The sequence below is a fragment of the Poseidonocella sp. HB161398 genome (assembly GCF_005870025.1).
Taxonomy (GTDB): domain Bacteria; phylum Pseudomonadota; class Alphaproteobacteria; order Rhodobacterales; family Rhodobacteraceae; genus Mangrovicoccus.
In genome coordinates this window covers 1-26,235 of sequence record NZ_VATA01000030.1, presented here as the reverse complement: position 1 = coordinate 26,235, position 26,235 = coordinate 1, and the positions used below count along the sequence as shown (strand labels likewise).

At 70.1% G+C, this 26,235-nt stretch carries 25 protein-coding genes; 4 read left to right on the top strand and 21 right to left on the bottom strand.

What is annotated here, in order from left to right; translation table 11 throughout:
* Nucleotides 1–111: 111 nt before the first annotated feature.
* Complete coding sequence (locus FGX59_RS21245) at nt 112–1,020, top strand: LysR family transcriptional regulator (RefSeq protein ID WP_138469134.1); 909 nt, start codon at nt 112–114, stop codon at nt 1,018–1,020.
* A 483-nt stretch (nt 1,021–1,503) separates the two neighbouring features.
* Here the strand turns inward: FGX59_RS21245 and FGX59_RS21240 are convergent, their stop codons facing one another.
* The 6 genes from FGX59_RS21240 to FGX59_RS21215 are packed head-to-tail and all read right to left on the bottom strand — an operon-like array spanning nt 1,504 to nt 7,445.
* Complete coding sequence (locus FGX59_RS21240) at nt 1,504–2,952, bottom strand: aldehyde dehydrogenase (RefSeq protein WP_138469133.1); 1,449 nt, start codon at nt 2,950–2,952, stop codon at nt 1,504–1,506.
* A 12-nt stretch (nt 2,953–2,964) separates the two neighbouring features.
* Complete coding sequence (locus FGX59_RS21235; protein ID WP_138469132.1) at nt 2,965–3,687, bottom strand: ABC transporter ATP-binding protein; 723 nt, start codon at nt 3,685–3,687, stop codon at nt 2,965–2,967.
* Nucleotides 3,680–4,408, bottom strand: coding sequence for an ABC transporter ATP-binding protein (locus tag FGX59_RS21230; RefSeq protein WP_138469131.1), 729 nt, complete (start codon nt 4,406–4,408; stop codon nt 3,680–3,682). The genes FGX59_RS21235 and FGX59_RS21230 overlap by 8 nt, the downstream gene beginning before the upstream one ends.
* A complete protein-coding gene (locus FGX59_RS21225; RefSeq protein ID WP_138469130.1) occupies nt 4,405–5,313 on the bottom strand; it encodes a branched-chain amino acid ABC transporter permease in 909 nt (302 codons plus the stop codon). The genes FGX59_RS21230 and FGX59_RS21225 overlap by 4 nt, the downstream gene beginning before the upstream one ends.
* Complete coding sequence (locus FGX59_RS21220; RefSeq protein WP_138469129.1) at nt 5,310–6,179, bottom strand: branched-chain amino acid ABC transporter permease; 870 nt, start codon at nt 6,177–6,179, stop codon at nt 5,310–5,312. Before FGX59_RS21220 ends, FGX59_RS21225 begins: the two co-directional genes overlap by 4 nt.
* Before the next feature lie 51 nt (nt 6,180–6,230).
* Nucleotides 6,231–7,445: an amino acid ABC transporter substrate-binding protein gene (locus tag FGX59_RS21215; protein ID WP_138469128.1), complete on the bottom strand. Its 1,215-nt coding sequence runs from the start codon at nt 7,443–7,445 to the stop codon at nt 6,231–6,233.
* A 183-nt stretch (nt 7,446–7,628) separates the two neighbouring features.
* Between FGX59_RS21215 and FGX59_RS21210 the strand changes: the two genes are divergently transcribed.
* Nucleotides 7,629–8,501, top strand: coding sequence for an AraC family transcriptional regulator (locus FGX59_RS21210; protein ID WP_171060761.1), 873 nt, complete (start codon nt 7,629–7,631; stop codon nt 8,499–8,501).
* A 724-nt stretch (nt 8,502–9,225) separates the two neighbouring features.
* Here the strand turns inward: FGX59_RS21210 and FGX59_RS21205 are convergent.
* The 11 genes from FGX59_RS21205 to FGX59_RS21155 all read right to left on the bottom strand — a co-directional run bounded on the left by FGX59_RS21205 (nt 9,226) and on the right by FGX59_RS21155 (nt 20,086).
* The gene (locus FGX59_RS21205) at nt 9,226–10,383 is read right to left on the bottom strand and encodes an amidase (protein ID WP_138469126.1); all 1,158 of its coding nucleotides are present in this window, start codon (nt 10,381–10,383) and stop codon (nt 9,226–9,228) included.
* Between the two features lies 1 nt (nt 10,384).
* The gene (locus FGX59_RS21200) at nt 10,385–11,176 is read right to left on the bottom strand and encodes an ABC transporter ATP-binding protein (RefSeq protein WP_138469125.1); all 792 of its coding nucleotides are present in this window, start codon (nt 11,174–11,176) and stop codon (nt 10,385–10,387) included.
* Nucleotides 11,176–12,030, bottom strand: a complete 855-nt coding sequence (locus FGX59_RS21195) for an ABC transporter permease (RefSeq protein ID WP_206078403.1) — start codon at nt 12,028–12,030, stop codon at nt 11,176–11,178. The genes FGX59_RS21200 and FGX59_RS21195 overlap by 1 nt, the downstream gene beginning before the upstream one ends.
* Before the next feature lie 23 nt (nt 12,031–12,053).
* Nucleotides 12,054–13,742 carry a CocE/NonD family hydrolase gene (locus tag FGX59_RS21190; RefSeq protein WP_171060760.1) on the bottom strand — a complete coding sequence of 563 codons (1,689 nt, stop codon included), beginning with the start codon at nt 13,740–13,742 and terminating at the stop codon, nt 12,054–12,056.
* Nucleotides 13,739–15,151, bottom strand: coding sequence for an FAD-binding oxidoreductase (locus FGX59_RS21185; protein ID WP_138469122.1), 1,413 nt, complete (start codon nt 15,149–15,151; stop codon nt 13,739–13,741). Before FGX59_RS21185 ends, FGX59_RS21190 begins: the two co-directional genes overlap by 4 nt.
* Nucleotides 15,152–15,161: 10 nt before the next feature.
* Complete coding sequence (locus FGX59_RS21180) at nt 15,162–15,974, bottom strand: creatininase family protein (protein ID WP_138469121.1); 813 nt, start codon at nt 15,972–15,974, stop codon at nt 15,162–15,164.
* Nucleotides 15,975–16,063: 89 nt separating this feature from the next.
* Nucleotides 16,064–17,029, bottom strand: a complete 966-nt coding sequence (locus FGX59_RS21175; protein WP_138469120.1) for an ABC transporter substrate-binding protein — start codon at nt 17,027–17,029, stop codon at nt 16,064–16,066.
* Between the two features lie 60 nt (nt 17,030–17,089).
* A complete protein-coding gene (locus FGX59_RS21170) occupies nt 17,090–18,478 on the bottom strand; it encodes an FAD-binding oxidoreductase (RefSeq protein ID WP_138469119.1) in 1,389 nt (462 codons plus the stop codon).
* Nucleotides 18,478–18,867 (bottom strand): oxalurate catabolism protein HpxZ, encoded by a 390-nt coding sequence (hpxZ, locus tag FGX59_RS21165; protein WP_138469118.1) that lies wholly within the window; start codon nt 18,865–18,867, stop codon nt 18,478–18,480. The genes FGX59_RS21170 and hpxZ overlap by 1 nt, the downstream gene beginning before the upstream one ends.
* Nucleotides 18,864–19,655, bottom strand: a complete 792-nt coding sequence (locus FGX59_RS21160) for a cysteine hydrolase family protein (protein WP_206078402.1) — start codon at nt 19,653–19,655, stop codon at nt 18,864–18,866. Before FGX59_RS21160 ends, hpxZ begins: the two co-directional genes overlap by 4 nt.
* A complete protein-coding gene (locus tag FGX59_RS21155) occupies nt 19,655–20,086 on the bottom strand; it encodes a cupin domain-containing protein (protein WP_138469117.1) in 432 nt (143 codons plus the stop codon). The genes FGX59_RS21160 and FGX59_RS21155 overlap by 1 nt, the downstream gene beginning before the upstream one ends.
* Before the next feature lie 137 nt (nt 20,087–20,223).
* Between FGX59_RS21155 and FGX59_RS21150 the strand changes: the two genes are divergently transcribed.
* Nucleotides 20,224–21,117, top strand: coding sequence for a LysR family transcriptional regulator (locus tag FGX59_RS21150; protein ID WP_138469116.1), 894 nt, complete (start codon nt 20,224–20,226; stop codon nt 21,115–21,117).
* A gap of 44 nt (nt 21,118–21,161) precedes the next feature.
* Here the strand turns inward: FGX59_RS21150 and FGX59_RS21145 are convergent, their stop codons facing one another.
* From FGX59_RS21145 to FGX59_RS21135, 3 genes are read right to left on the bottom strand one after another with little or no spacing between them, the layout of a single operon-like run.
* The gene (locus FGX59_RS21145) at nt 21,162–22,850 is read right to left on the bottom strand and encodes an ABC transporter permease subunit (RefSeq protein WP_138469115.1); all 1,689 of its coding nucleotides are present in this window, start codon (nt 22,848–22,850) and stop codon (nt 21,162–21,164) included.
* Nucleotides 22,847–23,887 carry a PotD/PotF family extracellular solute-binding protein gene (locus tag FGX59_RS21140; protein WP_138469114.1) on the bottom strand — a complete coding sequence of 347 codons (1,041 nt, stop codon included), beginning with the start codon at nt 23,885–23,887 and terminating at the stop codon, nt 22,847–22,849. Before FGX59_RS21140 ends, FGX59_RS21145 begins: the two co-directional genes overlap by 4 nt.
* Nucleotides 23,888–23,924: 37 nt before the next feature.
* Nucleotides 23,925–24,953, bottom strand: a complete 1,029-nt coding sequence (locus tag FGX59_RS21135) for an ABC transporter ATP-binding protein (RefSeq protein WP_138469113.1) — start codon at nt 24,951–24,953, stop codon at nt 23,925–23,927.
* Nucleotides 24,954–25,000: 47 nt separating this feature from the next.
* Between FGX59_RS21135 and FGX59_RS37695 the strand changes: the two genes are divergently transcribed.
* Nucleotides 25,001–25,711: a hypothetical protein gene (locus tag FGX59_RS37695; RefSeq protein WP_171060759.1), complete on the top strand. Its 711-nt coding sequence runs from the start codon at nt 25,001–25,003 to the stop codon at nt 25,709–25,711.
* Here FGX59_RS37695 and FGX59_RS21125 read toward each other — a convergent pair.
* Nucleotides 25,673–26,235 (bottom strand): IS5 family transposase (locus tag FGX59_RS21125; protein WP_138469111.1); only part of this gene is annotated, 563 nt, incomplete at its 5' end. The genes FGX59_RS37695 and FGX59_RS21125 overlap by 39 nt on opposite strands.

Genomic DNA, 26,235 nt, shown 5'->3' with positions numbered 1-26,235 from the left:
GTGCTCCGGTTTGCCTGATGCCCGGAAAATAGAAACTCCGGGATTAGGGAAAAAGCCGGGTGCAGTTCCGTGTTCCGGGGACTAAAGTGTCCGCAATTGCGGAGGATCATGATGGACGGGCTGAACGGTCTCCCGGTATTCGTGCAGGTCGCCGAGACCCGCAGCTTCGTGGCCGCCGGGCGGGTGCTCGGGGTCAGCGCCTCGGCGGTCGGCAAGAGCGTGGCGCGGCTCGAGGAGCGGCTCGGCGTGCGGCTCTTCCACCGCAGTACCCGCAGCGTCGCCCTGACGGCCGAGGGCGCGCTCTTCCTCGAGCGCAGCCGCCGCATCCTGGCGGAGATCGAGGCGGCGGAGCTGGAGCTGTCGCAGGCCAGCGCCGCGCCGCGCGGCCGGTTGCGGATCAGCCTGCCGCTGGTCAGCTCGCTGGTGCTGCCGGTGCTGGGCGAGTTCATGCGCGCCTATCCCGAGGTCGCGCTCGACCTCGACTTCACCGACCGCATGGTCGACGTGATCGAGGAGGGCTTCGACGCCGTGGTCCGCACCGGAGAGCCCGCCGATTCCCGGCTGTCGGCGCGCCGTCTCGGCCGGTTCCAGAGGCATCTGGTCGCCGCGCCGGCCTATCTGGCCGACCGTGGCACTCCGCGGCAGCCGGGCGATCTGGCAGCGCATGCCTGCCTGCACTACCGGTTTCCGACCACCGGAAAGCTCGAGGCCTGGCCATTGGCGCCGCCCGATGGCGAGGCCGAGCTGCAGCTTCCGGTGTCGATGGTCTGCAACAATATCGAGACGCGGACATGCTTCGCGCTGCAGGGCCTCGGGATCGCCTATCTCCCCGATTTCGCGATCCGGCCGCAGCTGGTCCGCGGCGAGCTGGTTCCGGTCCTGGCGGACCATCTCGAGAGCTCGGGCGTCTTCCATGTGCTCTGGCCCGCCAGCAAGCACCCGTCGCCGAAGGTCCGGGCGCTGGTCGACTTCCTGCGCGCGCATGTCTTCCCGGCGGAAACGGGCAGCACGTCGGCCTGAGGACCTGCAGGACGTCCTGGCGTCCCGCCGGTCCTGCCGACGCGCCCGGCGGCGGAAGCCGCCCGCGCGGGCCGGCGCCTGTTCCAGGCAGGCACGCCTTTCGACGGACTGTGCGTCGCGTCAAGGCGCCCGCTTCGCACAGGGATAGCCCGGCTGCAAAGACCATCTGGCGTCCGCATTTTCCTGCCCCGCCGAGGCATGCGCCCTGCGCGCCGAGCGCCGCAGCACCGGAACTCGGCGCCCTGCGCGCCGATCCCGTGGCCATCAGATGGCGGCTGGGACGTGCCGCGCACCTCCTCCGGCCGCGGAGAAGAACGCCCCGCGGCCTGTCCCGATCCGGCGTCGGCCCCGCTTGGGCGCGGGCGATGGTGCCCGTTGCGACGCCGGAGCGTCCGGACGAGGTCTGCCCGGCGACGGCTTTCCCCTGTCCGGCGCTGCGGCGGGGCTCGGCCCTGCACGGATCGTCCCGCGGGCCTGCGCCCCTCAGATCGGGTAGTGCAGCGCGCCGTCCTGCAACGTGATCCAGCGCAGCTCGGTGAACTCGGCAATGCCCCAGCTGCCGCCGAACCGGCCGTAGCCCGAGGCCTTCACCCCGCCGAAGGGCATCTGCGCCTCGTCATGCACGGTCGGGCCGTTGATGTGGCAGATGCCGCTTTCGATCCGCTTCGCCACGGCCAGAGCCGCCATCGTGTCGCGGCCGAAGACCGCCGCCGACAGGCCGAATTCGCTTTCATTCGCGATCCGGACCGCCTCGTCGGCCGAGCCCGCGCGGATGATGGCGACCACCGGGCCGAAGCTCTCCTCGCTGTAGATCCGCATCTCCGGCCCGACATGGTCGAGCGCCGCGGCATTGAGCATCGCGCCCGTGCCGCCGCCGCCGATCAGCGCCGCGCCCTTGTCCACCGCATCGGCGACGAGGCTGCCGATCCGCTCGGCCGCCGCCTGGCTGACCAGCGCGCCGAGCGGCGCGTCCCCCTGCCGCGGATCGCCGGCCTGCAGGCTTTCCACCTTCGCGGCGAAGGCCTCGGCGAAGCGGTCCCCGGCGGAGCCGACGGCGATGATCCGTTCGGTCGACATGCAGATCTGCCCCTGGTTCATGTAGGCGCCGAAGCCCGCGGCGGCGACGGCGGCGTCGATATCGGCATCCTCCAGAACGATCATCGGGGCCTTGCCGCCGAGCTCCAGCAGGGCGGGCTTCAGATGCCGCCCGGCCAGCTCGGCGATGACCCGGCCGACGCGGGTCGAGCCGGTGAAGTTGACCCGCCGCACCGCCGGATGCGCGACCAGCGCCGCGACGATCCCGGGCGCCTCCTCGGGCGCGTTCGAGACCGCGTTCAGCACGCCCGGCGGCAGGCCCGCCGCGGCGACCGCCTCGACCACCAGCGCATGGACGCGCGGGCAGAGCTCGGAGGTCTTCATCACCACCGTGTTGCCGCAGGCCAGCGGCGTGGCGATGGCGCGAACGCCGAGGATCACCGGCGCGTTCCAGGGCGCCATGGCCAGCACCACGCCCGCGGGCTGGCGCACCGCCATGGCGGTGGAGCCGGGCCGGTTCGAGGGGATGATCTCGCCCTTGATCTGCGTGGTCAGCGCCGCCGCCTCGACCAGCATGTCGGCGGCGAGGATGCAGTTGAACCGCGCCCAGGCCTCGGTGGCGCCGATCTCCTCCTTCATCGCCCGGACGATGCCGTCGGCATGCGCCTTGAGCGACTCTGCCGCCGCCAGCAGGATCCGGCGCCGCTCCCCGGGGGTCGTCTCCGACCAGTCCGCAAAGGCCGCGGCCGCCGCGTCGACGGCCCGCGCGGCATCGTCCAGCGAGGCGGCGGCGGCCTCGGTCACCACTTCGCCGGTGACCGGATTGGCGCGCGCGAAGACGCGGCCACCCTCGGCGGGGACATGCTGCCCGTTGACATAGAGATCGAGCTTTTCCATCCGGGTCTTCTCCTATTCGGCCGCCGCCGACGATCCGCCGAGAAAGGCGCGGATCACTGCGGGGTCGGACTTGATCTGGTCTGCGGGGCCCGAACCGGCAATGCGGCTGGCCGTCACGAGATAGGCATGATCGGCAAGCTCCAGCGTGGCGCGGGCGTTCTGCTCGACGATCAGGATCGTCAGGCCGCTCGCGCGGATCCGCGCGAGCGCGGCGAAGACCTCGCGGGTCACGATCGGGGCGAGGCCCAGCGACGGCTCGTCGAGGAGCAGCAGGTCGGGCCTCGACATCAGCGCGCGGCCGATGGCGACCATCTGCTGTTCGCCCCCCGACATGGTGCCCGCGAACTGGCGGCGGCGCTCGGCGAGTTTGGGGAAGAGCGCGAAAACCTCTGCCATCCGCTCCGCCGCGCCTGAACGCGCGCGCTCCGGGAAGGCGCCGAGGCGCAGGTTCTCCTCGACGCGCAGCGCCGGGAAGATCCCGCGCCCCTCGGGGACCAGCGCGATGCCCGCCTCGACGAGGCGGTGCTGCGGCAGGCCGAGAAGCGGGCGGCCGCGGTAGAGGATGCTGCCCGCGACCGGCGCCACGCGGCCGCCGATCGCGCCGAGCAGCGAGGACTTGCCCGCGCCATTCGCGCCGAGGATGGCGACCATGCGGCCCCGAGCGACGTCAAGCGAGGCGTCCTCGAGCGCCACGTGCTTGCCATAGGCGACGGTCAGGCCGCGGATCTCAAGCATCGGCTTCCTCCCCGAGATAGGCCGCGATCACCTTCGGATCGGACAGCGCGGCCTCCGTCGCCTCGTCGGCGATGAGCCGGCCGGAATTCATCACCACGACCCGCGGGCAGAGCGCGCGGACCGCGTCGAGGATGTGCTCCACCATCAGGATCGCCAGCCCTTCGCCCTGCAGGCGCCGGATCAGCGCGACCCCCTCTGCCAGCTCGGTCGGGTTCAGCCCGGCAAGCCATTCGTCGAGCAGGAGCAGCTCTGGCTCCGCGGCGAGCGCACGGGCCAGTTCCAGCCGCTTCTGGTCGATATAGGTCAGCTCCGAGGCCCGCAGGGCGGCGCGCGCCGAGAGCCCCGCCAGCTCGAGCGCGGCATCCGCGACCCGCTCCGCCGCGCGGCCCCAATGCGCCTTGCGGCCGAAGACGGCGGGGACCATCACGTTCTCGCGCAGGCTCAGCGAGGGCAGGATGCGCACCAGCTGGAAGGTCCGCGCGACGCCCGCCCGGGCGATCCGGTCGCGGCCGAGCCCGCTGATCCGCCGCCCGCCGAGCCGGATCTCGCCCGCGCTCAGCGGCAGCGCGCCGGAGACGAGGTTGATCAGCGTCGTTTTCCCCGAGCCGTTCGGCCCGAGGAGCCCCGCGATCTCGCCGCGCCCGAGCGAGAAGGACACGCCGTCCACCGCCCGCAGCCCGCCGAAGCGCTTCTCCGCGCCGATGATCTCGAGGAGGCTCATGCCTCTGCCCTCCGCCGCAGCAGTTTTTCGGCCGCTGGCAGAATGCCCTGCGGCACCAGGAAGACGACCCCGATGAACAGGAGGCCGAGCAGCACCGGATAGGTGTCGGGGAAATGCGCCGAGAGCCATTCGAAGGCCAGGAACAGCGGCACCGCCCCGAGCGCCGGGCCCCAGAGCCGGTTCGCCCCGCCGAGCAGCGCCATGATGACGGTCAGGAAGCTGACGGTCGGATTGAAGACGATCGAGGGCTCGACATAGACATAGCGCGGCGAGGTGATCGCCCCGGCCAGGGTCAGGATCACCGCCGAGAGCACGAAGGCGGCGAGCTTGCTGCGCGCGAGGTTGATGCCGGAATGCGCCGCGACCTCCTCGTCGTCGCCGATCACCCGCAGCGCCATGCCCAGCCGCCCGCGGCCGATCCAGGCGGAGAGCGCGATCGTGGCGGCGCCGAGGGCCAGCATCTGCCAGTAGATCCCGCGGGCGGTGACATCGAGGAAGATGTAGCGCCCGAGCGTGCCGGTGACATTGACCTCGTACCAGGTGATCAGCTGCCGCACGAGCTCGGCCAGGCCGAAGCTGAAGATCACGAAATAGACGCCGCTGAGCCGCAGGGTGGAGAGCCCGACCGCCAGCGCCATGGCCGCTCCGGCAAGCGCCGCGCAGAGGAGCACGGCCGGGTAGGGCAGCGCCTCGTTCAGCACCGCCACGGCATAGGCGCCGGTGCCGTAGAAGGCGACGGTGGCCAGCGACACGTAATGCGTCTGCCCCGAGAACAGCGCCCAGGCCGAGGCCAGCGTCACGTAGGTCGCCGCGCCGATCAGCAGGCCCAGCCCGTATTCCGAGACCAGGGCGGGCAGGACGGCCAGCAGGACAAGTGCCGCGAGGGGCAGCAGAAGGCGGATCATGTGCGGGCTCCGAACAGGCCCTGCGGCCGCCAGAGCAGCACGCCGAGGAAGAGGGCGAAGGTCGCGGCCAGGGTCAGGCCGGGATCGATGGCGGTGGCCACGAAGGTCTCGATCAGCCCCAGCGCGAAGCCCGCGGCCAGCGCGCCCGGCACGTTGCCGACCCCGCCCATGATGACGATGACCAGCGCCTTCATGGTGAAGACGACGCCGCCGGTAGCGGAGAAGGTCTGGTACATCGAGATCGAGGCCCCGGCCGTGGCCGCCAGCGCGGCGCCGAGCGCGAAGCCCTGCCGCGCGACGCGGTTGACGTCGATGCCCACCAGCGGCGCCGCGCCCGGCGCCAGCGCCACCGCCCGCAGCGACAGCCCCCAGCGGGTGAAACGCAGCGCGGCGACCAGCGCGCCTCCGGCGAGGACGCAGATGCCGAAGGCGACCAGCCGGTTCGCCGCCACGGGCACGCCCAGGATGCTGATCCCCCGGTCGAGATAGGAGATCGAGGTGAAATCGGCGCCGAACGCGGTCAGGAGCACGCCCTGGAGCAGGAAGAGCAGGCCGAAGGTGGCGAGGATGCTGTCGGTCTCCAGCCGGCCGCCGCCGCCCGAGCGGGCCACCAGCGGCCGCATCATCAGCTGGTAGAGCAGCCAGCCCGCGCCGTAGCCCGCCGCCGCCACGCCGGGCAGCGACACCAGCGGCGGGATGCCCAGCCCCTGGAAGAGCGCGACGGCGATGAAGGCGGCGGCAAGCGCGACTTCGCCATAGGCGAGGTTCATGATGCGCGCGATCCCGTATTGCAGGGTCAGCCCGAGGGCGAGCAGCGCGTAGCTGCCGCCCAGCACGAGGCCGAGGATGAGCGTGGTCGTCAGCATGGGTGTCCCCTGGAAGGTCGGAGGCGGCCCGGGCGTGCGGGCCGCATGATGTCACCAGTCGGGCTTGGGGATCACCGGCGCCGAGGCGCCCTCCCGCCCGGAGGGCCCGACCGCGCGGAAGGCGCCGCCCTGCCACTGGCCGACCCACCAGAGGTCGCGCAGCTGGTTGTCCTCGAGCTTGACCTCTCCGACCACGGTCTCGAAGGTCCCTTCCGACAGCTCCTTCGCCAGCGCGCCATGCTCGAGCCCGGCACGGGCCACCGCCTGTTCCAGCATCTCCAGCGAGGCATAGGTGACCGCCGAGGCCCAGCTGTCGGGCGCCTTGCCCGCAAAGGCCTCGTGGCGGGCGAAATAGTCCCTGATCGCCGGGCTTCCGGCATCCACGCCGCCGATCGCCATCACCCCCTCTTCGCGTCCGTCCGCGACGCCGGGATAGATCGGGAAGGCGCCGCCGACCGAGACGTAGAACACCGCCGGGTTGTAGCCCATCGTCTGCGCCGTCCTGGTCATCCCGAAGGAGCCCGGCGGATAGGAGAAGGCGACGAAACTGTCCGCCCCCGAGGCCTGCGCCTCGCTCATGATCGCGGCGAAATCCGAGGTGCCCAGCGGATAGCTCTTGTCATAGGCCAGCTCGAACCCCGCCGCCTCGAAGGCCGGGCGGGCGCCGCTGATCAGGTCGATGCCGAAGCCGTCGGCGACCGAGACCACCGCAACCTTGGCGTTGATCGTCCCCGCGTCGCGCGCCTGGCTGAGCACGTCCACCAGCCCGGCGGCATAGTCGTGCCCGCCGCCCAGCATCCAGAAGCTGCGCTCCCAGCGGGCGGCGAAATCCGGCGCCTTGTCGGTCACCGCGGTCACGGCAAGCTGCGGATAGCCGAAGCGCGCCATCAGCGGCGCGATCGCCAGATTCGCCCCCGTGCCCCAGGGCGGCAGGATCAGGTCGACCTTGTCCTGCGAGACCAGCCGCTCGATCGCGCGGACCAGATCCTCGTTGGAGGAGCGGTTGTCGTACTCGACCACCTCGATCATGCGGCGCTTGCCATCGGGCATCGCGAGCCCGCCGGCCTTGTTCACCGTGTCCACCCAGAGCTCGTAATTCGGGATCGTGGTGATCCCCGCGCCGGTCGCGTTCGGGCCCGTGCGGGCCACCGCATAGCCGATCTTCACCGTCGCGTCGTCCGCCTGTGCCCCGGCTGCCAGCGCCATGGCCGCCGCCATGCCGACAGGTCCCGCGCGCAGGAGCGCGCGCCGCGAAATGCCCTTCATCCGATCCTCCCTTTCGGCCGGCTGCGCCCGGCCCTGCGCCGTCGCGGCGGCCCCTTGTGCCGGAGCTCGCCGCAGCTGGCGCCAGCCTAGATCGGGAAATGGCGACACAGGAATGCATTCATGGGGCCAATTCTTGCACGCGTGCTTGATCCGGTGCGGGATCAGCGGCAGCATCGCGCAACCATGACGCGCATCTTCCGACCCGCCCCGCCGCGCCGCCCGGTTCCCCGGCTGCACCAGATCAAGAGCCCGCTGTCGCGGATCGCCTATGCGCTGCCCGAGGGCGCGGCGCATCTTCTGCAGCTCGATCACGGCCGGGTCCGGCTGCGCGGCGCCACGGCCGATGACGGGCCGGAGCGCAGCGGACCGCGGCTCCTGTGGTGGGCCGGCGGCGGCGGGCGGGAGCTTGTCGCCGAAGCCGGGGCCCGCGGCATGCTGCTGTCGATCCCGGCGCCGAGCCTGCTGCAGGCGCTGCCGGTCAGCCCGATCGGCGAGCAGATGCAGCGCACCCTGTCGCAGGATCTCGAACTCTCGCCGGGGGCGCCCTGGGCGGCGTCGGGCCTGCTCGAGGGCTTCGCCCGCGAAGCCGCCGAGGCCGAGGCCGGGGCGGAAATCGCGGCCTCGCACTATCTCTCGCTGCTCCTCCTGCAGCTCTGGCGGCTCGCGCGGAAGGACCTGGTCACTCCCGGCGGCGCCCCGCAGGGCCTGTCCGAGCGCTTCGTCCTTCTCGCCGCGCAGCGCGCCCGCGACCACCTGCCGGTCGGGCACTACGCGCGGGAGCTGAAGGTCAGCCGCGACCGGCTGGGCTCGGCCGTCAAGCGCGCGACCGGGCTCTCGCCGCGCGCCTATCTCCACCGCATCCTGCTGCGCGACGCGGCAGAGCTGCTGGCCCATACCGGCATGCCTGTCTCGCGCGTCGCCTTCCGCCTGGGCTTCGCCGACCCGGCCTATTTCACCCGCTTCTTCAAGCGCGAGACCGGCCAGAACCCGGCCGCCTTCCGCAAGTCCCTGCGCAGGACCGAGGCCGCCGCCCAGACCTTCGCCGCCTGGCCCTGACGGCAGGGCCGGGCCCGCAGCCGCCGCACCCGGGCAAAAGCCGGGCCGCAGCGGATCGTCCCTCCGGCCAAGGGCCCGCCATCCGCTTGCGCAGAGGGCATGTCGCGCAGGGAAGACTTCCGGACGCTGTGCAGCCAAGCCATTGATCGCAGCCCGGTCGATGCGCGCGCGGCGGTTCAGCAGGACCGGCGCCGAACGCCCCAGGCTTGGCGCGACGAGACGCGACCGGCACCGGCAGAGCGGAACGACCCGGCCGCATGCGATCGTCAGGGGGCTACCGCCCCGCATCCACTGCCAGCGATCGGCGCATGTCCGGTCTACGCGCCGGCTTGCGGCGCGGCGCGGAGCCATGTTCCGACCTTCCGCGGGGCAGGGACCGGCCGGACCTGCTCGAGGAGACGGCGAGCGGGCCCCTGCGCCCCCTTCCAATGGCGGTACCAGCCCGTCCCGGCCTGCGCCCGCATGGTCCACGGGAGCCCCGCCGGCGACGCCCGCTCCACCTTTCCGGGATGCCGGAGCAGCTGTCATGCGGGCGGCCGGAGGACCCGACGGACCGCCCGCATGCCTGCCGGAACGACAAAGGCGGGCGCGCCGCGGAGGGGCATGCACCGCCTGGCGCATTGGCACGCTTACCCCGGGCAGGGTTGGCCGCGCCTGCGGGCGCCTCCCGGAAACGCCCTCGGCACACCGCAGGAATAGCCCTCTGCGGGCGGTGCGTCGCGCGTCAGGCAGGCGCGGCCGCCGCGGCGAATGCCTCCGCCGCCAGCGCCATCAGCGCCAGATCGGTCCCCGGCGGGCCGATCAGCGACAGGCCGAGCGGCGCCTCCTCGATCCTCGCCAGCGGCATCGTGATCTGCGGCAGCCCGGCATGACCGGCGATGCTCAGGAGCCGGATCGCGGTGTTGCGGTAGCACTCCATCTCCGCGCCGGCCGTGCCGAGGCGCGGCGCGGCGCCGGGCGCGGTCGGCAGGACGATGACGCCGTCACGGCCGAGCACGCTCCGCACATGGGCGCGGATCGCGGCGCGGGCGGCTTCGGCCGCGGCGATCTCCGCCGCGCTCAGCGCCATGGCGCCGTCGAAGCGCTCGCGCACGCCGGGGCCGAATTCCGGGGCGGCCGCGCGGATCCAGGCGCCGAAGGTCTCCGCGACCTCCTTGCCCTGGGCGATGCGGAAGACCGGCTGCAGCGTCTCGATGGTGCCGGAGGGGAAGAGCGGCGCCGCATCGGCCGCGGGCAGAAAGGGCCGCAGCGTTGCGGCGGTGGCCGCTGGCACCTCCGCCCAGAGATCGGCCGGGGCGAGATAGCGCGGCGCGGGCAGATCAGAGGCGGGCGCGAGCACCGCCGCCGCCCGCAGGAGCGTCGCGGCATCGCGGGCGAAGAGCCCGGGCACGTCGTAGCTCGCCGCGAGCGGCTGCATCCCCGCCGCGGGCAGGAGCCCGTGGGTCGGCCGCCAGCCCCAGAGCCCGCAGAACGAGGCCGGGAGCCGCACCGAGCCGCCGGTATCGGTGCCGATGCCCAGATCCGCCAGCCCCTGCGCCACCGCCGAGGCGGAGCCCGAAGACGACCCGCCGGGCACCCGATCGGGCGCTGCCGGGTTCAGCGGCGTGCCGTAATGCGCGTTCTCGCCCATCAGCGAATAGGCCAGCTCGTCCATATGGGTCTTGCCGGCGATCCGCGCCCCGGCCGCCGCGAGCATCCCGACCACGGGGGCGGTCTGCGTGGCCGCCTGGCGGGCGGCAGCCCAGCCGGGATGGCCCGAGCCGGTGACGTGGCCCGCGATGTCGAGATTGTCCTTCACCGCCAGGCGCAGCCCCGAGAGCGGGCCCGCGCCGTCCGGGAAGGTTCCTGCGGGGAAACGTGCCACGAAAGGGTCGATGCTCATCTCAGCTCTCCATGGCGCGGGTCAGAAGCGCGCTCACATCCCGGCAATGCGCCGTGTAGTCCGGGCTGACGCGGAAGGCGGCGTCGCGCGGATAGGGCGCCGCGACGCCGATCTCGCCGATGATCCGGCCCGGGCGCGCCGCCATGACGACGATGCGGTTCGACAGGAAGACGCTCTCGAAGACCGAATGGGTCACGAAGATCACGGTCGAACCGGTTGCCTGCCACAGCTCCAGCAGATCCTGCGAGATCTTGTTGCGGGTGATCTCGTCGAGCGCGGCGAAGGGCTCGTCCATCAATAGGAGCTTCGGCTTCGTCACCAGCGCCCGGGCGATCGATACGCGCATCTTCATGCCGCCCGAGAGCTCGCGCGGATAGCTGTCGCGGAACCCGCCCAGCCCGACCGTGTCGAGGATCGCCGCGATATCCGCCCGGGCCTCCGCGCGGGAGACCCCGGCCAGCTTCAGCGGCAGGTGGACATTGTCGAAGACCGTCAGCCAGGGCATCAGGTTCGGCTCCTGGAAGACGAAGCCGATATCGCCGGCGCGGGCGCGGATGCCCTTCGCCTCGTCCTCGCCGGGGCGCTGGACGCGGCCCGCCGAATGCCCGGTCAGCCCGGCGGCGATCTTCAGCGCGGTGGATTTCCCGCAGCCCGAGGGGCCGAGCAGCGAGACGAACTCGCCCGGATAGACATCGAGCGACAGCTTCTTCAGCGCGACCGTGCCGTTGGGATAGACCTTGTCGAGGCTCTGCATCCGCATCACGGGCTGCGCGCCGGGGGTCATGTCGGTCATCAGCGCTCTCCGCCCAGTTCGCTTTCGTGCCAGCGGCTCAGCAGCCGCGCCTGCACCATCGAGGTCAGCCGCCAGATCGCCAGGCCGAAGATCGACAGGATGAAGAGCGCCGCGAACATCCGCGGCACGTCGAGCATGGTGCCCGATTCCACGATCACCCAGGCCAGCCCGGTGGAGGATCCCGACCCGGCGACGAATTCCGCGACCACCCCGCCGATCACCGCCAGCGAGGAGGAGATCCGCGCGCCGGTCAGGATGTAGGGCAGGGCGGCGGGCAGCTGCAGATGGCGGAAGCGCTGCCAGCGCGACGCCTGGTAGAGGCTCATCACGTCCTGCAGCCCGCGATCCGCGGATTTCAGCCCCTGCACGGTATTCGCCAGCATCGGGAAGAAGGCGACGAGCCAGGCGAGGATCATCAGCCCCAGCCAGACCCGGTCGAGCCCGACCCAGATGATGACGAGCGGCGCGATGGCGACCATCGGCGTGACCTGCAGCGCGATCGCATAGGGCCAGAGCATCCGTTCGACATCGCGGTGCAGCGTCAGCAGCAGCCCGCCGAGAATGCCCGAGACCACGGCCGCGGCGAAGGCGGCGATGGTGATCCCGGCGGTGAAGGCCAGCGCATGCATCAGGTAGGGGAAGTCGCGGATCATCGAGGCGATGATCATCGAGGGCGGCGGCAGCACGAATTTCGAGATGCCGAAGGCATGCACGGAGATTTCCCAGAGCGCCAGCACGGCGAGGCCCGCGGCCACGGTCGGCCCGCTCTCGCGCAGCGCCCGCGTCAGGCGGCTCGGCCGTTCGACCAGCTTTCCTGTCCGGGCGCGGGGCAGCGGAAGGCTTTCATCTGCCAAATCGGGGCTCCTCGGTTCGGGCATCAGCGAAGCTGCAGCACGCCATCGGCGACCGGAAGGTCGAGGCGGCTGTCTTCTCCGCAGGACAGATGCAGGGTGGTGATCAGCGCCGAGGCGAGCGGCGCGGAGACGGGATCGGCGCCCGTGCCGGGATTGACGGCATGGGCGGGGAAGGCGGCGGCGGCAAGCGACAGGCGCAGCGCCTCGCCCGGCTGCAGCGTCACGCAGGCAGCGCCGAGATCGAGCGCCACCGGCGCATCGGGACGGGTCCGCAGATGCAGGTAGCCCTCGGCGATGGCATGGGCCTTCCCGTCTGCGCGCAGGATCGAGAGCGTGGCGGAGACATCGAAGCTCGGCCGGTCGGCGGAAATGGCGAGACGCAGCCGCAGCGGGCCCTCGATCCTGGCCGGCGCGGCCTGCGGCAGGGTGTCGAAGGTCATTACGTCGGAGCGCTCGTCGGTGACGCGGCGGTCGACCGGCCCGGTGCCGGGCCCCGCGGAGGGGGCGGCGCGCCAGGGGTCGTGGACCATCAGCTCGGTCCCCGCGGCGGGCGCGGCGGCGAGCCCGCCATCGCCGGTCCGGGTGGCGGCGCGGCCCGAGCCCGAGAGATGCGCGGCAGTGGACGCGGCGGGCATCGCCGCATGGCGCCGCCAGGTCTTCTGCCCGAGATCGAAGAGCTGCACGCGGTCCTGCGCCTCGAGCCGCCCCTTGCCCTTCAGCACCGCGTCGAGGAAGGCGATCTGCGCCCTGTCGGTATCAGCGGCGGCTTCGGGGCCAAAATCGATGCCCGCGGCGCGGCGCTGCCAGGGGAAATGGATCCAGGGGCCGACCATCAGCCGCATTTCCGGGTCGCCGGGGCGGTCGAGATCGGCAAAGGCCCGGAGCGTCGAATGCAGGTGCCCGTCGAACCAGCCGCCGATGAAGAGCATCGGCAGCTTGCGCGCGCGCAGCCGCTCCAGCGAGGCGGCGGGCGAGATCGCCTGCCATTCCGGGTCATCCGCGCCGCGTGCCACCCAGTCGGGATAGTGGCCGATATCGGCGGAGGCCATCAGCTCGGCCGGATGGCCGGGGACCTCGCCCGCGAACAGGCTGCCCGCCGCGGCCTTCAGCCTGGAATAGGCGGCGGCGTCGCCCGCGCGGCGCGCGCCCTCGACGGTGATCTGCGTGCCCCAGCCGGCCATCTGGCCGAGCTTGAAGGCGCCGCCCTGGTAGATCCAGGTCTCCGCCGGATCCCAGGGGCCCATGGCGGGGATCAGCGCGGCAAGCGAGGGGCTGTCGCCGGTCGCGGCCAGGAGCTGGTCATAGGCCTGGTAGGAGAAGCCGTACATCGCCACGCGCCCGTCCGAGCCGGGGAGCCGTGCGGCCCATTCGACCGCCTCGGCCCCGTCCGCCGCCTCGTGGCGGCCGGGCCAGAAGCGCCCTTCGGAGGTGCCGCGGCCGCGCACGTCCTGCACGACGACCAGATAGCCCTGCGCCGCGTACCAGGCGGGATGGGCGTAGCAGATGGTGCAGCCGATCCGGCGGCCATAGGCCTGCCGCTGCAGCAGCACCGGCCAGGGGCCCGCGCCCTCGGGACGCCAGATATCGGCATCCAGCCGGGTGCCGTCGGCCAGGGTCATCGAGGCGGTCTCGACCGGCTGCACGCCCGCGACGGGGGGCAGCGCGACGGTCGGCATATGCGGGTCGAAGCCCGGGGTCAGGTCCAGCGTCATCCGAGCCTCCGGTCCCATTTGTCGGTGGGCAGCTCGACGGCGGAGACGGCGGCGTCATCGGCCTCGTCCACCTCGAAGCGGCCCGGATTCAGCAGCCCGTGCGGGTCGACCATGCGCTTGAAGGCGAGATCGGCATCGGTAATCTCCTTCTTGCCGACCGCGCGCACATTCGAGGTATGCGAGTTCGACACGACCGCGCCGGCCTCCTGCATGTCGCGCACCATCTGCGCCATCTGCTCGGGCGACTCGTAGACGAAATAGGGCGCGCCCGAGCCGACGATCTGCCCGCCGATCCTCAGAAGCTCCATCCGCAGCGGCCCGTAATGCTTCACCTTCGCGTGCACCCGGTCGATCAGCCCGACCAGGTCGCCGGCGCGGAAGAAGCCCTCGATCACCGAGCGTTCGGGATGGGATTTCTGGATCTGGAACAGCATGTGGCCGAAGATGAATTCCCAGAGCGGCTGGCCGTAAGGGCCCTCGCCCTCGCGCGACTGCGTGACGATGGTGCCGCCCGCGCGCTCGGCCATCTGGGCGAAGCTTTCCCAGCTCTGGTCGGCGATCATGGTCATCAGGATCGACTTGCCCTCGGGCACGATGTCCCGGAACGGCTTGACGAAGCTCGGCGTCGGCCATTCATGGACCGAGACGAATTTCCGCGTGATCCCGGCGGCATCGGCCAGCGTCACGCCGAAGCGCACCGCGTCCATGTAGTCGTCGAAGGTGACGATCGCCTCGTTCCAGGCCCAGGCCGGGGCGAGCGGCAGTTCCATCTCGGTGATGATGCCGGTGGCGCCGTAGGTGTGGTGGGCGAATTGCGCGTCGAGCCCGCGGAGCTCCAGCAGGCGCGGTTCCTCCTCCATGGTCATCACCGTGCAGGAGATCACGTTGCCCGGATCGCGCCAGGTGCCGTAGACGGTCGAGCCCGGCCCGCCCTGGCCGCCGGCGAAATGCCCCGCGACGGTGGCGATGCGCGCCGTGGTGGGCGGAAAGCGCAGCTCCTTGCCGTGCGTTCTCAACTCCTTCTCCAGCTCGGCGACGATGGTGCCGCCGCGGACCCGCACCCGGTCTCCGGAGATCGACACGACCCCCTTCATCCCGAGGCAGTCGAGCACGATCCCGCCCTTCAGCGGCACCGACTGGCCGTAATTCGCGGAGCCGGCGGCGCGCACCGTCACCGGGATGCGGTGGCGCACGGCGGCCGAGAGCACGGTCGCCAGCTCGTCATCCGACTTGGGCGAGACGACGATATCGGCGGTCTTGCCCGCCAGCGCCTCCTTCAGGATCGGGCTGACGGCATAGCGGTCGCGGCTTTTCACGCGGATCCGCTTGGGGTCGGTGGTGTGCTCGATGCCGCCGATCTCGGCCGAATAGGCCTCGAGCGGATAGGCGGGGCGGGTCATGTCGTTCATCGGGTCTGCCTCACGCGTAGGAGGGCGATTTTTCCAGCTCGCCGAGATCGAAGGCGGACACTTCGCCGATCAGCTGGATCAGCCCGTCGACCGCGCGGCCGAAGACGATCCCGCCGCGCTCGGCATCGGCGGCCGAGGCATCGCCCGCAGCGCCCGAGGGGTGAAGATCCTGCGCCTGCCAGCCGAAGCCGACCGCCCCCTCGGGGGTCAGCATGCCGCCCTTCTGCTCGAGCGCGATCGAGAGCGGCTCGAAATTGCGGGCATGCTCCATGTCGACGAGATCGGGGAAGAGATGCAGCATGACGCTGGTCTCCACCTCGCCGGCATGGATGCCGTGGCGGCGTTCGAACTCGGAGAACTGGTCGGCCATCTCGGTGAAGCGCGACCACATCGAGGAGACGGCGAACATGCCCAGCTCCACCCGCAGGCGGCGGCAGACCATCTCCATCACCTGCGGCTGGCCGCCATGGGCGTTGAGGAAGAGGATGCGGCGGCAGCCGGCGCGATGCACGGATTTCGCGATCTCGAACCAGTAGTCGCCCAGAAGCGGCCCCGGAACGGTCAGCGTGCCGGGATAGGCGAGATGCTCGTCGGACTTGCCGACCGCGCTGACCGGCAGGACGAGGGCGGGGAAGTCCGGCGCCATCTTGGCGACGGCGGCCTCGCAGACCGCCTGGGCGATGGAATAGTCCACCTTGACCGGCAGATGCGGCCCGTGCTGCTCGGTGGCGCCGACCGGGAAGACGGCGACCATGCCGGACATGTCGAGGGTCTTGAAGTCGAGCGCGGTGAGATCGGTCCACCAGTGGGATTTCAGCGTCATGGGAGGTCTTTCGTGAGAAGGGGCTGCCGGGGCGCAAGGGGCAACGGCCCCGGCAGCAAGGACTGTCCGCGAGGGGTAGAAGGGAGCGGTCAGTCCAGGAACTGGAGCGTGTAGGCGGATTTGACGTCGAAATCCGCCGGGAACTGGCCGAACTTGACCAGCTCGTCGAAATGCGCCGCCCAGCGGGCATCGGTCATCGCGCCGATGCCATGCGCTGCGGTGTCGTCATTCTCGACCAGGTTCAGCTCCTTCATCTTGGAATAGGAATAGGCCATAAGCGCGTCCGAGTTCTCGGGGTTCTCGGCCTTGACGGCGGCGAAGCCCGCCTCGGGATCGGCCATGAACTCGGTCCAGCCCTTGACCGAGGCGGAGACCAGGCACTGGACCTGCTCGGGGGCCTCGTCGATCAGCGCCTGCGGCACGACGACGACCGAGGTGTAGGGGTCGTAGCCGTAATCGGCGAGCAGGAAGTAGGAGGCGTCGAAGCCCGCCTGCTCCTTGATGCGGAAGGGCTCGTTGGTCACGATGCCCTGCTGGATGGAGTCCTCGTTCTGCATCCACACCGCGATCTGGCCGTTATAGCTGCGCAGCTGGTCGTCGGTCAGGCCCCATTTGTCCTTCATGAACGGCCAGAAGGTCTGGCGGTTGCCCTGGGAGATCATCACCGGCTTGCCGGCCATGTCGGCGGGCGCGGAGATGCCGGCCTCCTCGTGGTAGAGCAGGATGGTCGGCAGCTTCTGGAACCCGGCCATGACCGCCTTCGACGGGAAGCCCGCCTGGTTCATCCGCATCGCGCCGTCATTCTGGCTGACCAGGATCGCCTGGACCGCGCCGGTGACGAGGAGCTGGGTGGTGTCGATGCCCGGCCCGCCCGAGCGGACGGTCACGTCGAGGCCGCATTCCTCGTAGTAGCCCTCGGCCGCGGCCAGCCAGTAGCCGCCCTGTTCGGCCTGCGCCTTCCAGCTCATCTGGAAGGTCATCGGCACGAGGTCCTGGGCCATGGCGGTCGAGCCTGCCAGCGCGGCGAGAAGGACAGCGGAAACGGTCTTCATCATCAAGGTCACTCCTGTTGGTCGCGGGGCGGGCCCCGCTGCGCCCTTTGCGGGCTTTTTCTGTCAGCCGGCCTGGCGGTCGAGCCAGCCGTCGGTATCGAGATGGCGGTCGATCACGGTGTCCGCTGCGCCCTCGGCCTCGAAGCGGCCGGGGTTCAGCAGGCCCTTGGGGTCGACCGCGCGCTTGAAGGCGATCTCGGCGGGGCCGATGGTCTTCTTGCCGACGCCGCGCACGTTGGAGGCATGCGGATTGGCGACTTTCAGCCCCATGGCCCGCATCGCCGTCACCACCTCGTTCACGGCCGCCTCGTCGGTGAAGGTGACGAAGGTCGAGCCGGAGCCGACCAGATCGCCGCCCCAGCGGCGGATCTCGATCCGCATCGGGCCGGTGGCGCGGATCGCCTCATGCACCTCGAGGATGCGCGCGGCCAGGTCGGGGGCGGAGAAGAAGCCCTCGATCTCGGTGATGTCGGGCCGGGTCTTCTGCGCCTGAAGCGTGGTGTGGCCGAAGGCGAACTCCCAGATCGGGCGGCCATAGGGCGCCTGTCCCTCCGGCCCGCCCGCCACGATCGCGCCGCCGGCCTCCGCCACCATCTGGCGGAAGAGCGGCATCGAGGCGGCCTCGATCATCGCGATGACGATCGACTGGCCCTCGGGGACGAAGGGCGCGAAGGGCTTCAGCCAGTCGCCGACCGGCCATTCATAGGCGGAGGCCAGCTTCTTCTCGAGCCCCGGCTCCCTGCCGATGGCGACGGCGAGGCGCACGGCCGAGGGGTAGTCGGGCAGGGCGACCAGGCATTCCTCCCAGTCGCGCTTCGGCGCCAGCGGCATCTCCACCTCGGTGACGATGCCGAGCGTGCCGTAGCTGTGCTGGACGATGCGCGTCTCCATCCCCGTCAGCTCGATCTCGCGCGGGGTCTCCTCGACGGTGACGACGCGGGCGGCGCGGACATTGCCGTGATCGCGCAGCACGCCGTAGTTGATCGAGCCGACCCCGCCGGTGCCGCCGGTGACGAAGCCGCCGATCGTGGCCTGCTTCTTCGTCGTGGGGAAGAAGCGCAGCTCCTGCCCGGTGGCGGCCGCGGCGGTTTCCAGATCGGCGATGCGGGTGCCGGCATGGGCGCGGATGAAGCCGTGGCCCACCTTTATCACGCCCGAGAGCTTCGAGAGGTCCAGCATCGCGCCGCCATGAAGCGGCACCGACTGGCCGTAATTCGCCGTGCCGGTCCCGCGCGGGGTCAGCGCGACGTCAAGGGCATGGGCGGCGGCCGCGACGGTGCGGACCTCCGCGGCGGTCTTCGGCGTGACGACGGCCTCGGCGACCAGCCCGTCCAGCGTCTTCGACAAGAGCGGCGAGATGAAATGCCAGTCGCGGCTCTTGGCCTTGACCAGCTTCGGCTCGGTCGTGGCCTCGACCGGCCCCAGCGCGGCGAGGAATGCGTCGAGCGCCATCAGCTTGCCTCCCCGATCAGCGAGACATGCGCGGCGACGACCTTCCAGCCCTCGGGGGTCTTCAGCCAGGTCTGGCTCTGCCGCCCGGTGCTGGTGCTGCCCTCGCGGCGGAACTCCAGGTTGCAGGTGCCCATCGCCTCGCCATAGGTGACGATCTCGCGGCGGGTGACCTGGCGCTGCGGGCTGCCGCCCGGGCGCGCCTTGCGGAAGTCGCGGATCTCGTCGATGCCGTAGAGGTTCTCGCCCGCGCCGTAGCGCAGCGTCAGCGGGCTGTCCCAGAAAAGCGCGTCCATCGCGGCAAGGTCGTTCGCCATCAGCGCCGCCTCGTAGGCGTCGCAGGCGGCGGTCAGTTCGGCGACCGGCCCGGGCAGGTTCAGCCCGGGCGTCATGCCCCGGCCTCCAGCCCGGCCGCGAGCTCGGCGCCGTCGCAGACGAAGCCGTAGCATTGCCGCACGTTGTAGAGCGTCGCCTCCATGCAGTAGGACGGCGAGGAGGTGGCCGAGCAGTCCTCCAGCAGCACCGCGTCGAAGCCCTTGGCGACCGCGTCGGTCAGGGTGTTCAGCACGCACTGGTCGGCATTCACGCCGGCAAAGAGCACGGTGGTCACGTCGAGATTGCGCAGGATGGTCTCCAGCTCGGTGTCCTGGAAGCCGGTCATGCGGTATTTCGAGACGGCGATATCGCCCGGCTCGGGCGCCAGCTCGTCGACCACCGCGGCCGCCCAGCTGCCTTCTTCCAGCACATGCGCGCCATTGCCCGGAAGCGGCTTGCCGATGCCGGTGGAGCGCCCGTCCGGATCGTAGACATGCAGCACCGAGGGCGGCAGGTTGGCGCGGTCGGGGCGGTTGCCCCAGTTCAGCCAGATCACCGGCAGGTCATGGGCGCGCAGCACCGGCAGAAGCGCCTGCAGCGGTTCGATCGGCGCGCGGCAGGGGGAGACATCGACGCCGATCGAGGCGAGCCAGCCCTCGGGGTGGCAGAAGTCGTTCTGCATGTCGACGACGATGATCGCCGTGCGGCGCGCGTCGAGCACGACCTTGCGGCCGCGGTCGGCCAGGGTCACCGGGCGGGCCCTGTCGCGGCTGCGCACCAGGCTGACCTCGGCGGCGCTCACGGCCCAGGCGTTGCGGGGATAGGCCCCGAGCGGAAGCAGGTCGCGGTCCGTCATGCCGTCCATCACGCCGCCGTCCCGGCGAGGATCGCCAGGTCCTCCTCGTCGAGCGCGACGCGCTCGCCCGAGCGGATCAGCTCGGAGAACTCCTGGTTCGGCACCATCACGGTCAGCGTGTAGAGCTTCGAGCTGCCGGTGTTCTTCACGATATGGACCGAGCCAGGGTCAAGGAGCAGCGCGTCGCCCTTGGCGATCGCCAGCTCGTCGCCGTCGGAAGAGGCCACGCCCTCGCCATGGAGCACGTAGAAGAATTCATGCGCGGTCGAATGGCTGTTCGGCGGGGTGGCGCCGCCGACCGTGAAGATCTCGATCACGAAGATGGCGGAGGTGGAGGAATTCGCCGGATCGAAGAGGATGGCGAAGTAGTTCGTGTCGGTCGGAGCGATCCGGAACACCTCGGCCTTTCGAAGTTGCTCGTACGTGAAGGATTTCTGCATCCGGTCTGCTCCGTTGATCGTCAATTGCGGGCGGCATCCGAAGGCGGCGCCGCGATTGGTCCCAAGGAAGACGATTGACGGGTGAGTTAAAAGCATCAAATTTGCACGAGAACGTTCCAAATTAGGCAACTCATTTCATGCATGCCCGCATCCTGCGCTATCTCGACGAAGTCGTCCGCTCCGGCTCGATCCGCGCCGCCTCCGAGAAGCTCCATGTCGCGCCCTCGGCCATCAGCCGCCAGATCAAGACCCTGGAGGAGCAGGTCGGCGCGCCGGTTTTCCACAGGGGCGCCAGGGACATGACCCTGACAGCGGCGGGCGAGCTGCTGATGGTGCATGTCCGCGAGACGCTGCGCGAGGAAAGCCGGACCCTGGCGCAGATCGAGGACCTGAAGGGGCTGCGGCGCGGCGAGGTGTCGCTGGCGATCATGAGCGGGCTGGCGGGCAATGTCATCCCGCGCAGCCTCGCCGCCTTCCGCAAGGCGAATCCCCGGGTCGTGCTGAAGATCATGTTGCTGCCTACCGGAGAGGCGATTACCGAATGCGTTGCCTCTGGAGACGCCGATTTCGGAATTGGCTTCGATTTTCCCGAACGCTTCGGGCTGCGGGTCCATGTCACCTCGCTGGCCCAGCTCGGCGCGGTGATGGCGACGGGGCATCCGCTGGCGGCGCGTTCCAGCCTGCGGCTGAGCGACTGCATCGCCTATCCCTTGATCCTGGCCGATGACTCGATGGTGATCCGGCCCTATCTCGACCATGCGCTGGCGCCGCTGCGGGGCAGCCCTGAGATCCTCGCCGAGACCAATTCGATCGAGGTGATGCGAGAGATGGCCTCGGGCAGCGACGGCATCACCTTCCTCACCCGCTTCGATATCGAGCGCGATGCGGCGGCCGGGCGGCTGGTGCTGGTTCCGGTGCAGGAATTCGCCGACCGGACGCAGAAGCTGATGGTGGTGGGGTCCGAGCGCTACGGCAATGCCATGGCGAATGTCTACATGGAGACGCTGAAGCCGATGCTCGCGGGCAGCTGAGGCGGCAGATGGCGCGGGCCGGGGGGCTGCCCCGGCCCGGTGCCCTATCTGGAATAGAGCCGGTCGAGCCGGACGAACTTGCCCAGCACGCCGAGCGCGATGATGGTGACGCCGATCAGCAGCGCCGAGATCGCGTGGGCCGTGGGCTCGAGCGCGAAGGTCGCCTCGGAATAGATCCGGACCGGCAGGGTCGTCAGCCGCGCCGTGGTCAGGAAGGCCGTCACCGTGACCTCGCCGAAGCTCATCAGGAAGCCGACCAGCCCCGCCGCGAAGAGCCCCGGCGCCAGCGCCGGGAGCGTCACATGCACGAAGGTGCGCGGCGCATTGGCGCCGAGGCTGGCGGAGGCCTCCTCCAGCGCCGGATCGAGGGCCAGGACCGAGGTGGTCAGCAGCGTGATCATGAAGGGCAGGATCACCACCACATGCACCGCCATCAGCCCCAGGAAGGGCGGCACGGCCAGGTAGATCTGCAGCAGCTTCAGCATGCCCACCGCGATGGCGATCCCCGGCAGCGACAGGGGCAGCATCCAGAATGCCAGCAGCAGGCTGCGCCCGCGGAACGGATGCCGCGCCAGCGCGAAGCCCGCAGGCAGCGCCAGCACCAGCCCGGTCAGCACCGAGGCCAGCGCCAGCTTCACCGAGATCCAGAAATTCGCGGTGTAGTCGCCCGCGATCAGCACCCGGCGGTACCATTCCAGCGTGAAGCCCTTGAACCCCGCCGCCGTGGCCAGCGGCACGTCATTGAAGCTCTGCACCACCACGAGGCCGAGCGGCAGGAGCAGCAGGCCGACGGCGCAGAGAAGGGCGATCTTCGACAGGAGGGGTCCGAGAATATCGACGATCCGCGCCAGAGGGGCGGGAATGTCCATGGGTGTGGACGGCGAGCCGCGCCGCCAGGCCATGAACCGCCCGAGCGCGACCGTGACCAGCGCGATGAAGGCGAGCCCCACGACCGTCATCACCAGCGACAGCGCCGAGGCCATGGTGGCGTTGAGGTTCTGGATCGCTTCCTGCATGACCAGCATGCCGATGGTCCAGACCTTCTTGCCGCCCAGGAGCGTCGCCGAGACATAGGAGGTCACCGTCATCAGGAAGACCACGATGATGCCCGAGCGCAGCCCCGGCAGGGACAGCGGGAAATCCACCGTCAGGAAGCGGATTGCGGGCGAGGCCCCGAGGCTTTCGGCGGCTTCGTGGATGCGCGGCGAGGTGTTCTGCAGGTTGTCGTAGAGCGCCAGCACCATGAAGGGCATGAAGACCTGCGCCAGCGCCACGATCACCGCGCCATGGGTGAAGAGCATGCCCTCGAACGGGCCGAGCCCGACCAGCGCGGCGGCGGAGTTCAGCAGACCCTTGGGCGAGAGCAGCAGCATGATCCCCAGCGAGCGGACCACGACATTGGTCAAGAGCGGGATCAGGATCACCGCGAAGGCCATCGCCCGCCAGCGGGACGGCATCCGCGCCAGCCAGTGCGCCAGCGGATAGCCCAGAATGGCCGAGACCACCGTGACGGCGAGGCCCAGCCCCACCGTCTCGGCGATGATCGACAGGTAGAATCCGTCCGACAGGATCGTGCGGAACTGGATCAGCGAAGGGTGCACGAGCACCGGGCCGAAGGGGCTCGGATACTCGTGCAGCGAAAGGAGCACCACGACCCCGAGGGGCGCGGCGAAGGCCAGGAGCAGCCATGCCGTTACCGGCATGGCCAGGACCGGCCCGATCCAGCGTCTCATCCAGCCAGCACCCGGTCGAACTTGGCCTGCCACTCGGCGCGGTGGGCGTTGATGTAGTCCCAGTCGAAATCGACGAGATTGTCGACCTGGCCGCCGGTGATGACCTTGTCCTTCACGTCATCGGGCATGACCACGTCCTTGACGGTCGGCGAATAGTAGACCTCGCGGGCATAGGCGACCATGACCTCTTCGCTCAGGTGCAGGTTGATCCATTCCTCGGCCAGCTTCTGGTTGTTGGTGCCTTCGGTGATGCAGGCGACGTTCATGGTCACGGCCATGCCCTCTTCCGGCTCGGCGATGACGCAGTCGGGGTTGCGCGTCTCGGCGTATTTCCGGGTGAAGGAGGCGAATTCCACCGACAGGTCGGCCACGTTCTGGTCGATCATGTCGTAAAGCTGCGCCTGCGAGGACTGGATGCCGGCGAAGGGCTTCAGCTCGGCGACCTTCTCCAGCACCTTGTCGAATTCTGTGATGTCGTAGCCGAAGGATTTCGCGGTCATCATCAGCGCCGAGATGCCCTCGGCCCCGAGCCCGTTCGGCCAGGCGATGCGGCCCTTCCATTCGGGGTTCCACATGTCCTTCCAGGAGGTGACCGGCGTCTGCGCGGCGGTGCCGTCATAGACCACGGTGCAGGGGTTGAAGGCGACGCCGTAGCCGCCCTTCTGCGCCAGCGGATAGAGCGCGTCGAAGCGCTCGACGGCGGCGGTCGGCGCCTGGGTCACGCCATCGGCCACGGCCTGGCGGCTCTCGTAGATGTTGAGATAGAGCACGTCGAAGCTGGGGCGGCCGCGCTCGGCATAGGCCCGCGCCCGGCGGTCGGTGGTGCCGCCCAGCACGTAGCTGATCTTGCAGCCGTATTTCTCGACGAGCTTCGGCTCGATATACTGCTTGACGATCTTCTCCTGCGCGCCGCCCCAGATGCCGACGACCAGCTCGTCGCCGGGCTTGGGCTGCGCGAAGGCAGGGCGGATAATGCTGGCAGGGGCGGCAAGCGCGGCAAGGCCGAGGCCGGTGAACTGGCGGCGGTTGAGTGTCATGGGGAGGTCTCCTGTCGGGGATCGTTTCTGGTTATGGTCAGATGAAGGTGACGGCGCCGGGCAGCGCCTCCACTGCGACGGTCTGGCCGGGGGCAGGGGGCGGCAGGTCGGAGGGGATCACCATCCGCACCGGTCCCGCCTGGGCGGCCAGGTCGATTTCGAAGCTCTCGCCGAGATAGCTGACGGTGCTGACCGTGCCCGTCAGGGCCAGCGCGCCGGAGGTCCCGGTGGCGGGGCGCAGCCGCGAGGCGCGCAGCACCATCTGGGTCGCGCCTTCGGGCGCGCCGGTGCAGCTCGTGCCCTTGGCGCGGAAGGTGCCCGCCTCGACATGCCCGTCGATCACGGTGCGCGCGCCGAGGAAGCCCGCGGTGAAGGCCGAGCGCGGCGCATCGCAGAGCTGCCGCGGCGTGCCGAGCTCGGTGACGAGCCCGTCCTTCATCACCGCGATCCGGTCGGACATGGCCAGCGCTTCCTGCTGGTCATGGGTGACGAAGATCGTGGTGATGCCCAGCCGCTGCTGCAGCGCGCGGATCTCGTCGCGCATCTCGGCCCGCAGGTTGGCATCGAGGTTCGACAGCGGCTCGTCGAGGAGCAGCACCTCGGGTTCGATCACCAGCGCCCGGGCCAGCGCGACCCGCTGCTGCTGCCCGCCGGAAAGATTGCCCGGCAGCCGCTCGGCAAAGGCGCCGAGCCCGACCGTGTCGAGCGCCGCCTTCGCGCGCTCCAGCCGCGCGGCCTTCGCCACGTTGCGCATCCTCAGCCCGTAGCCGACGTTCTCCAGCGCCGAGAGATGCGGGAAGAGCGCGTAGGACTGGAAGACCACGCCGATATTGCGCTTGTGCGGCGGCTTGTGGGTGATCTCGCGGCCGTTGAGCATGACATGGCCCGCAACCGGCGGCACGAAGCCCGCGATCATGCGCAGCGTCGTCGACTTGCCGCAGCCCGAGGGGCCGAGGAGCGACAGAAGCTCGCCCTCGGCGATCTCGAGGGTCAGCTGGTCGACGGCAACGGATTTGCCGTAGGCGATGGTGACGGAGTCGAGCAGCAGGTAGCCGCGCTTATCCATCGGCACGCTCCGGCATCGGGGCGGGACGGGGACGGGAGAGGGAGGGCATGGGACACGGATTCCTTGCGTCGGTGGTCGGCGCTATGCAGACACCATTCTCGGCCGATAAAAAGCACCAATTTTCGGATTTCGTGTTGCAAAAATTGGAACGCTCGCGGCAAGCGCCAGGGAACCGGGCCGCGATCGCCTTTCAACGGAGGGCGTTCTGCCGGAAATGCCGCCGGACGGGCGGGCAGGGACCAGATGCCGCGGTCCGGGCAGTGCTGACGGATTGGGCGCCTGGCCGGGTCTCCTGCAAGGCGCCCGCCGCGGCAGCCATCCGCGCGACGGTGCCGCCGGCGCGGACCGGATGCGCCGGGCGCGCCTTGCTTGACCTCCCAGGCGATCAGCCCGTCGATGTCATCGGTCGCATCGGTCGCATCGGTCGCATCGGTCGCATCGGTCGCATCGGTCGCATCGGTCGCATCGGTCGCATCGGGCCCGCCCGCAGCCCGGATCGCCCGCCATTCCCCGGAGAGATCGCCGATCAGGGCATGCAGGCGCTCATGCGCAGGTCGCCCGAGGACCGCAGTGCCACCCTGCCCGAGCGCACGTGCCCTGTGGCGGCAGGGGCCGGCAGGCCAAGGGCCGCCGCACGGATCCGGACCGGCCTTGTTGCGCTAATCGAACGACAGGATGAGGTTCCCCTTTCCTCTCCGGCTTCAGGCAACGACTTCGATTTAAGCTCTTCCAAGGGCCGAGCAGTGGTTCACGAATGAGCGGCGAGCGCCACCGGTCCGAGCATAGCCGCGAATGATGCCGATCTGGATTTCAGCAGTTTGACGGTCTGGGTCGCGTGACATGATCCGTTCCCCGAAAGGCTTCAGGCGGTTCATTTGCGCCTCGACGCGACTTCGGGAATGATAGCCGACCCACTTTTTCCAAATGGACCGTCCCAGTCGGTGTGTCGCCTTGAGGATGTCATTTCGTGATATCGCGGCCGGGCTGTCCGGCTTCCAGGCCCGGCCATTGCGACGGATCGGGATGAACGGCTCCGCTGCGCGCTCGAGTATTGCCGCATGGCAGCGGCGGGTGTCATAGGCCCCGTCGGAAGTGACCGTCTCTGCAGGTTCACCGGCCGGGATTTGCGTCAGCAGCTCGGGCATGATCGGGCTGTCTCTCTGCCGGCTCGACATGAACTCGATTGCGTGAATGTCGCCGGTGGCGGTGTCCATGGCCAGATGAACCTTCCGCCATTCCCGCCTGCGCGGCGCGCCATGCTTGCGGGCAAGCCATTCACCAT

Bases quoted from the DNA above. Each gene is read 5' to 3' on its own strand.
- FGX59_RS21245 (WP_138469134.1), top strand. From the start codon at position 112: ATGGACGGGCTGAACGGTCTCCCGGTATTCGTGCAGGTCGCCGAGACC.
- FGX59_RS21240 (WP_138469133.1), bottom strand. From the start codon at position 2,952: ATGGAAAAGCTCGATCTCTATGTCAACGGGCAGCATGTCCCCGCCGAG.
- FGX59_RS21235 (WP_138469132.1), bottom strand. From the start codon at position 3,687: ATGCTTGAGATCCGCGGCCTGACCGTCGCCTATGGCAAGCACGTGGCG.
- FGX59_RS21230 (WP_138469131.1), bottom strand. From the start codon at position 4,408: ATGAGCCTCCTCGAGATCATCGGCGCGGAGAAGCGCTTCGGCGGGCTG.
- FGX59_RS21225 (WP_138469130.1), bottom strand. From the start codon at position 5,313: ATGATCCGCCTTCTGCTGCCCCTCGCGGCACTTGTCCTGCTGGCCGTC.
- FGX59_RS21220 (WP_138469129.1), bottom strand. From the start codon at position 6,179: ATGCTGACGACCACGCTCATCCTCGGCCTCGTGCTGGGCGGCAGCTAC.
- FGX59_RS21215 (WP_138469128.1), bottom strand. From the start codon at position 7,445: ATGAAGGGCATTTCGCGGCGCGCGCTCCTGCGCGCGGGACCTGTCGGC.
- FGX59_RS21210 (WP_171060761.1), top strand. From the start codon at position 7,629: ATGACGCGCATCTTCCGACCCGCCCCGCCGCGCCGCCCGGTTCCCCGG.
- FGX59_RS21205 (WP_138469126.1), bottom strand. From the start codon at position 10,383: ATGAGCATCGACCCTTTCGTGGCACGTTTCCCCGCAGGAACCTTCCCG.
- FGX59_RS21200 (WP_138469125.1), bottom strand. From the start codon at position 11,176: ATGACCGACATGACCCCCGGCGCGCAGCCCGTGATGCGGATGCAGAGC.
- FGX59_RS21190 (WP_171060760.1), bottom strand. From the start codon at position 13,742: ATGACGCTGGACCTGACCCCGGGCTTCGACCCGCATATGCCGACCGTC.
- FGX59_RS21185 (WP_138469122.1), bottom strand. From the start codon at position 15,151: ATGAACGACATGACCCGCCCCGCCTATCCGCTCGAGGCCTATTCGGCC.
- FGX59_RS21180 (WP_138469121.1), bottom strand. From the start codon at position 15,974: ATGACGCTGAAATCCCACTGGTGGACCGATCTCACCGCGCTCGACTTC.
- FGX59_RS21175 (WP_138469120.1), bottom strand. From the start codon at position 17,029: ATGATGAAGACCGTTTCCGCTGTCCTTCTCGCCGCGCTGGCAGGCTCG.
- FGX59_RS21170 (WP_138469119.1), bottom strand. From the start codon at position 18,478: ATGGCGCTCGACGCATTCCTCGCCGCGCTGGGGCCGGTCGAGGCCACG.
- hpxZ (WP_138469118.1), bottom strand. From the start codon at position 18,867: ATGACGCCCGGGCTGAACCTGCCCGGGCCGGTCGCCGAACTGACCGCC.
- FGX59_RS21160 (WP_206078402.1), bottom strand. From the start codon at position 19,655: ATGGACGGCATGACGGACCGCGACCTGCTTCCGCTCGGGGCCTATCCC.
- FGX59_RS21155 (WP_138469117.1), bottom strand. From the start codon at position 20,086: ATGCAGAAATCCTTCACGTACGAGCAACTTCGAAAGGCCGAGGTGTTC.
- FGX59_RS21150 (WP_138469116.1), top strand. From the start codon at position 20,224: ATGCATGCCCGCATCCTGCGCTATCTCGACGAAGTCGTCCGCTCCGGC.
- FGX59_RS21145 (WP_138469115.1), bottom strand. From the start codon at position 22,850: ATGAGACGCTGGATCGGGCCGGTCCTGGCCATGCCGGTAACGGCATGG.
- FGX59_RS21140 (WP_138469114.1), bottom strand. From the start codon at position 23,887: ATGACACTCAACCGCCGCCAGTTCACCGGCCTCGGCCTTGCCGCGCTT.
- FGX59_RS21135 (WP_138469113.1), bottom strand. From the start codon at position 24,953: ATGGATAAGCGCGGCTACCTGCTGCTCGACTCCGTCACCATCGCCTAC.
- FGX59_RS37695 (WP_171060759.1), top strand. From the start codon at position 25,001: ATGGGACACGGATTCCTTGCGTCGGTGGTCGGCGCTATGCAGACACCA.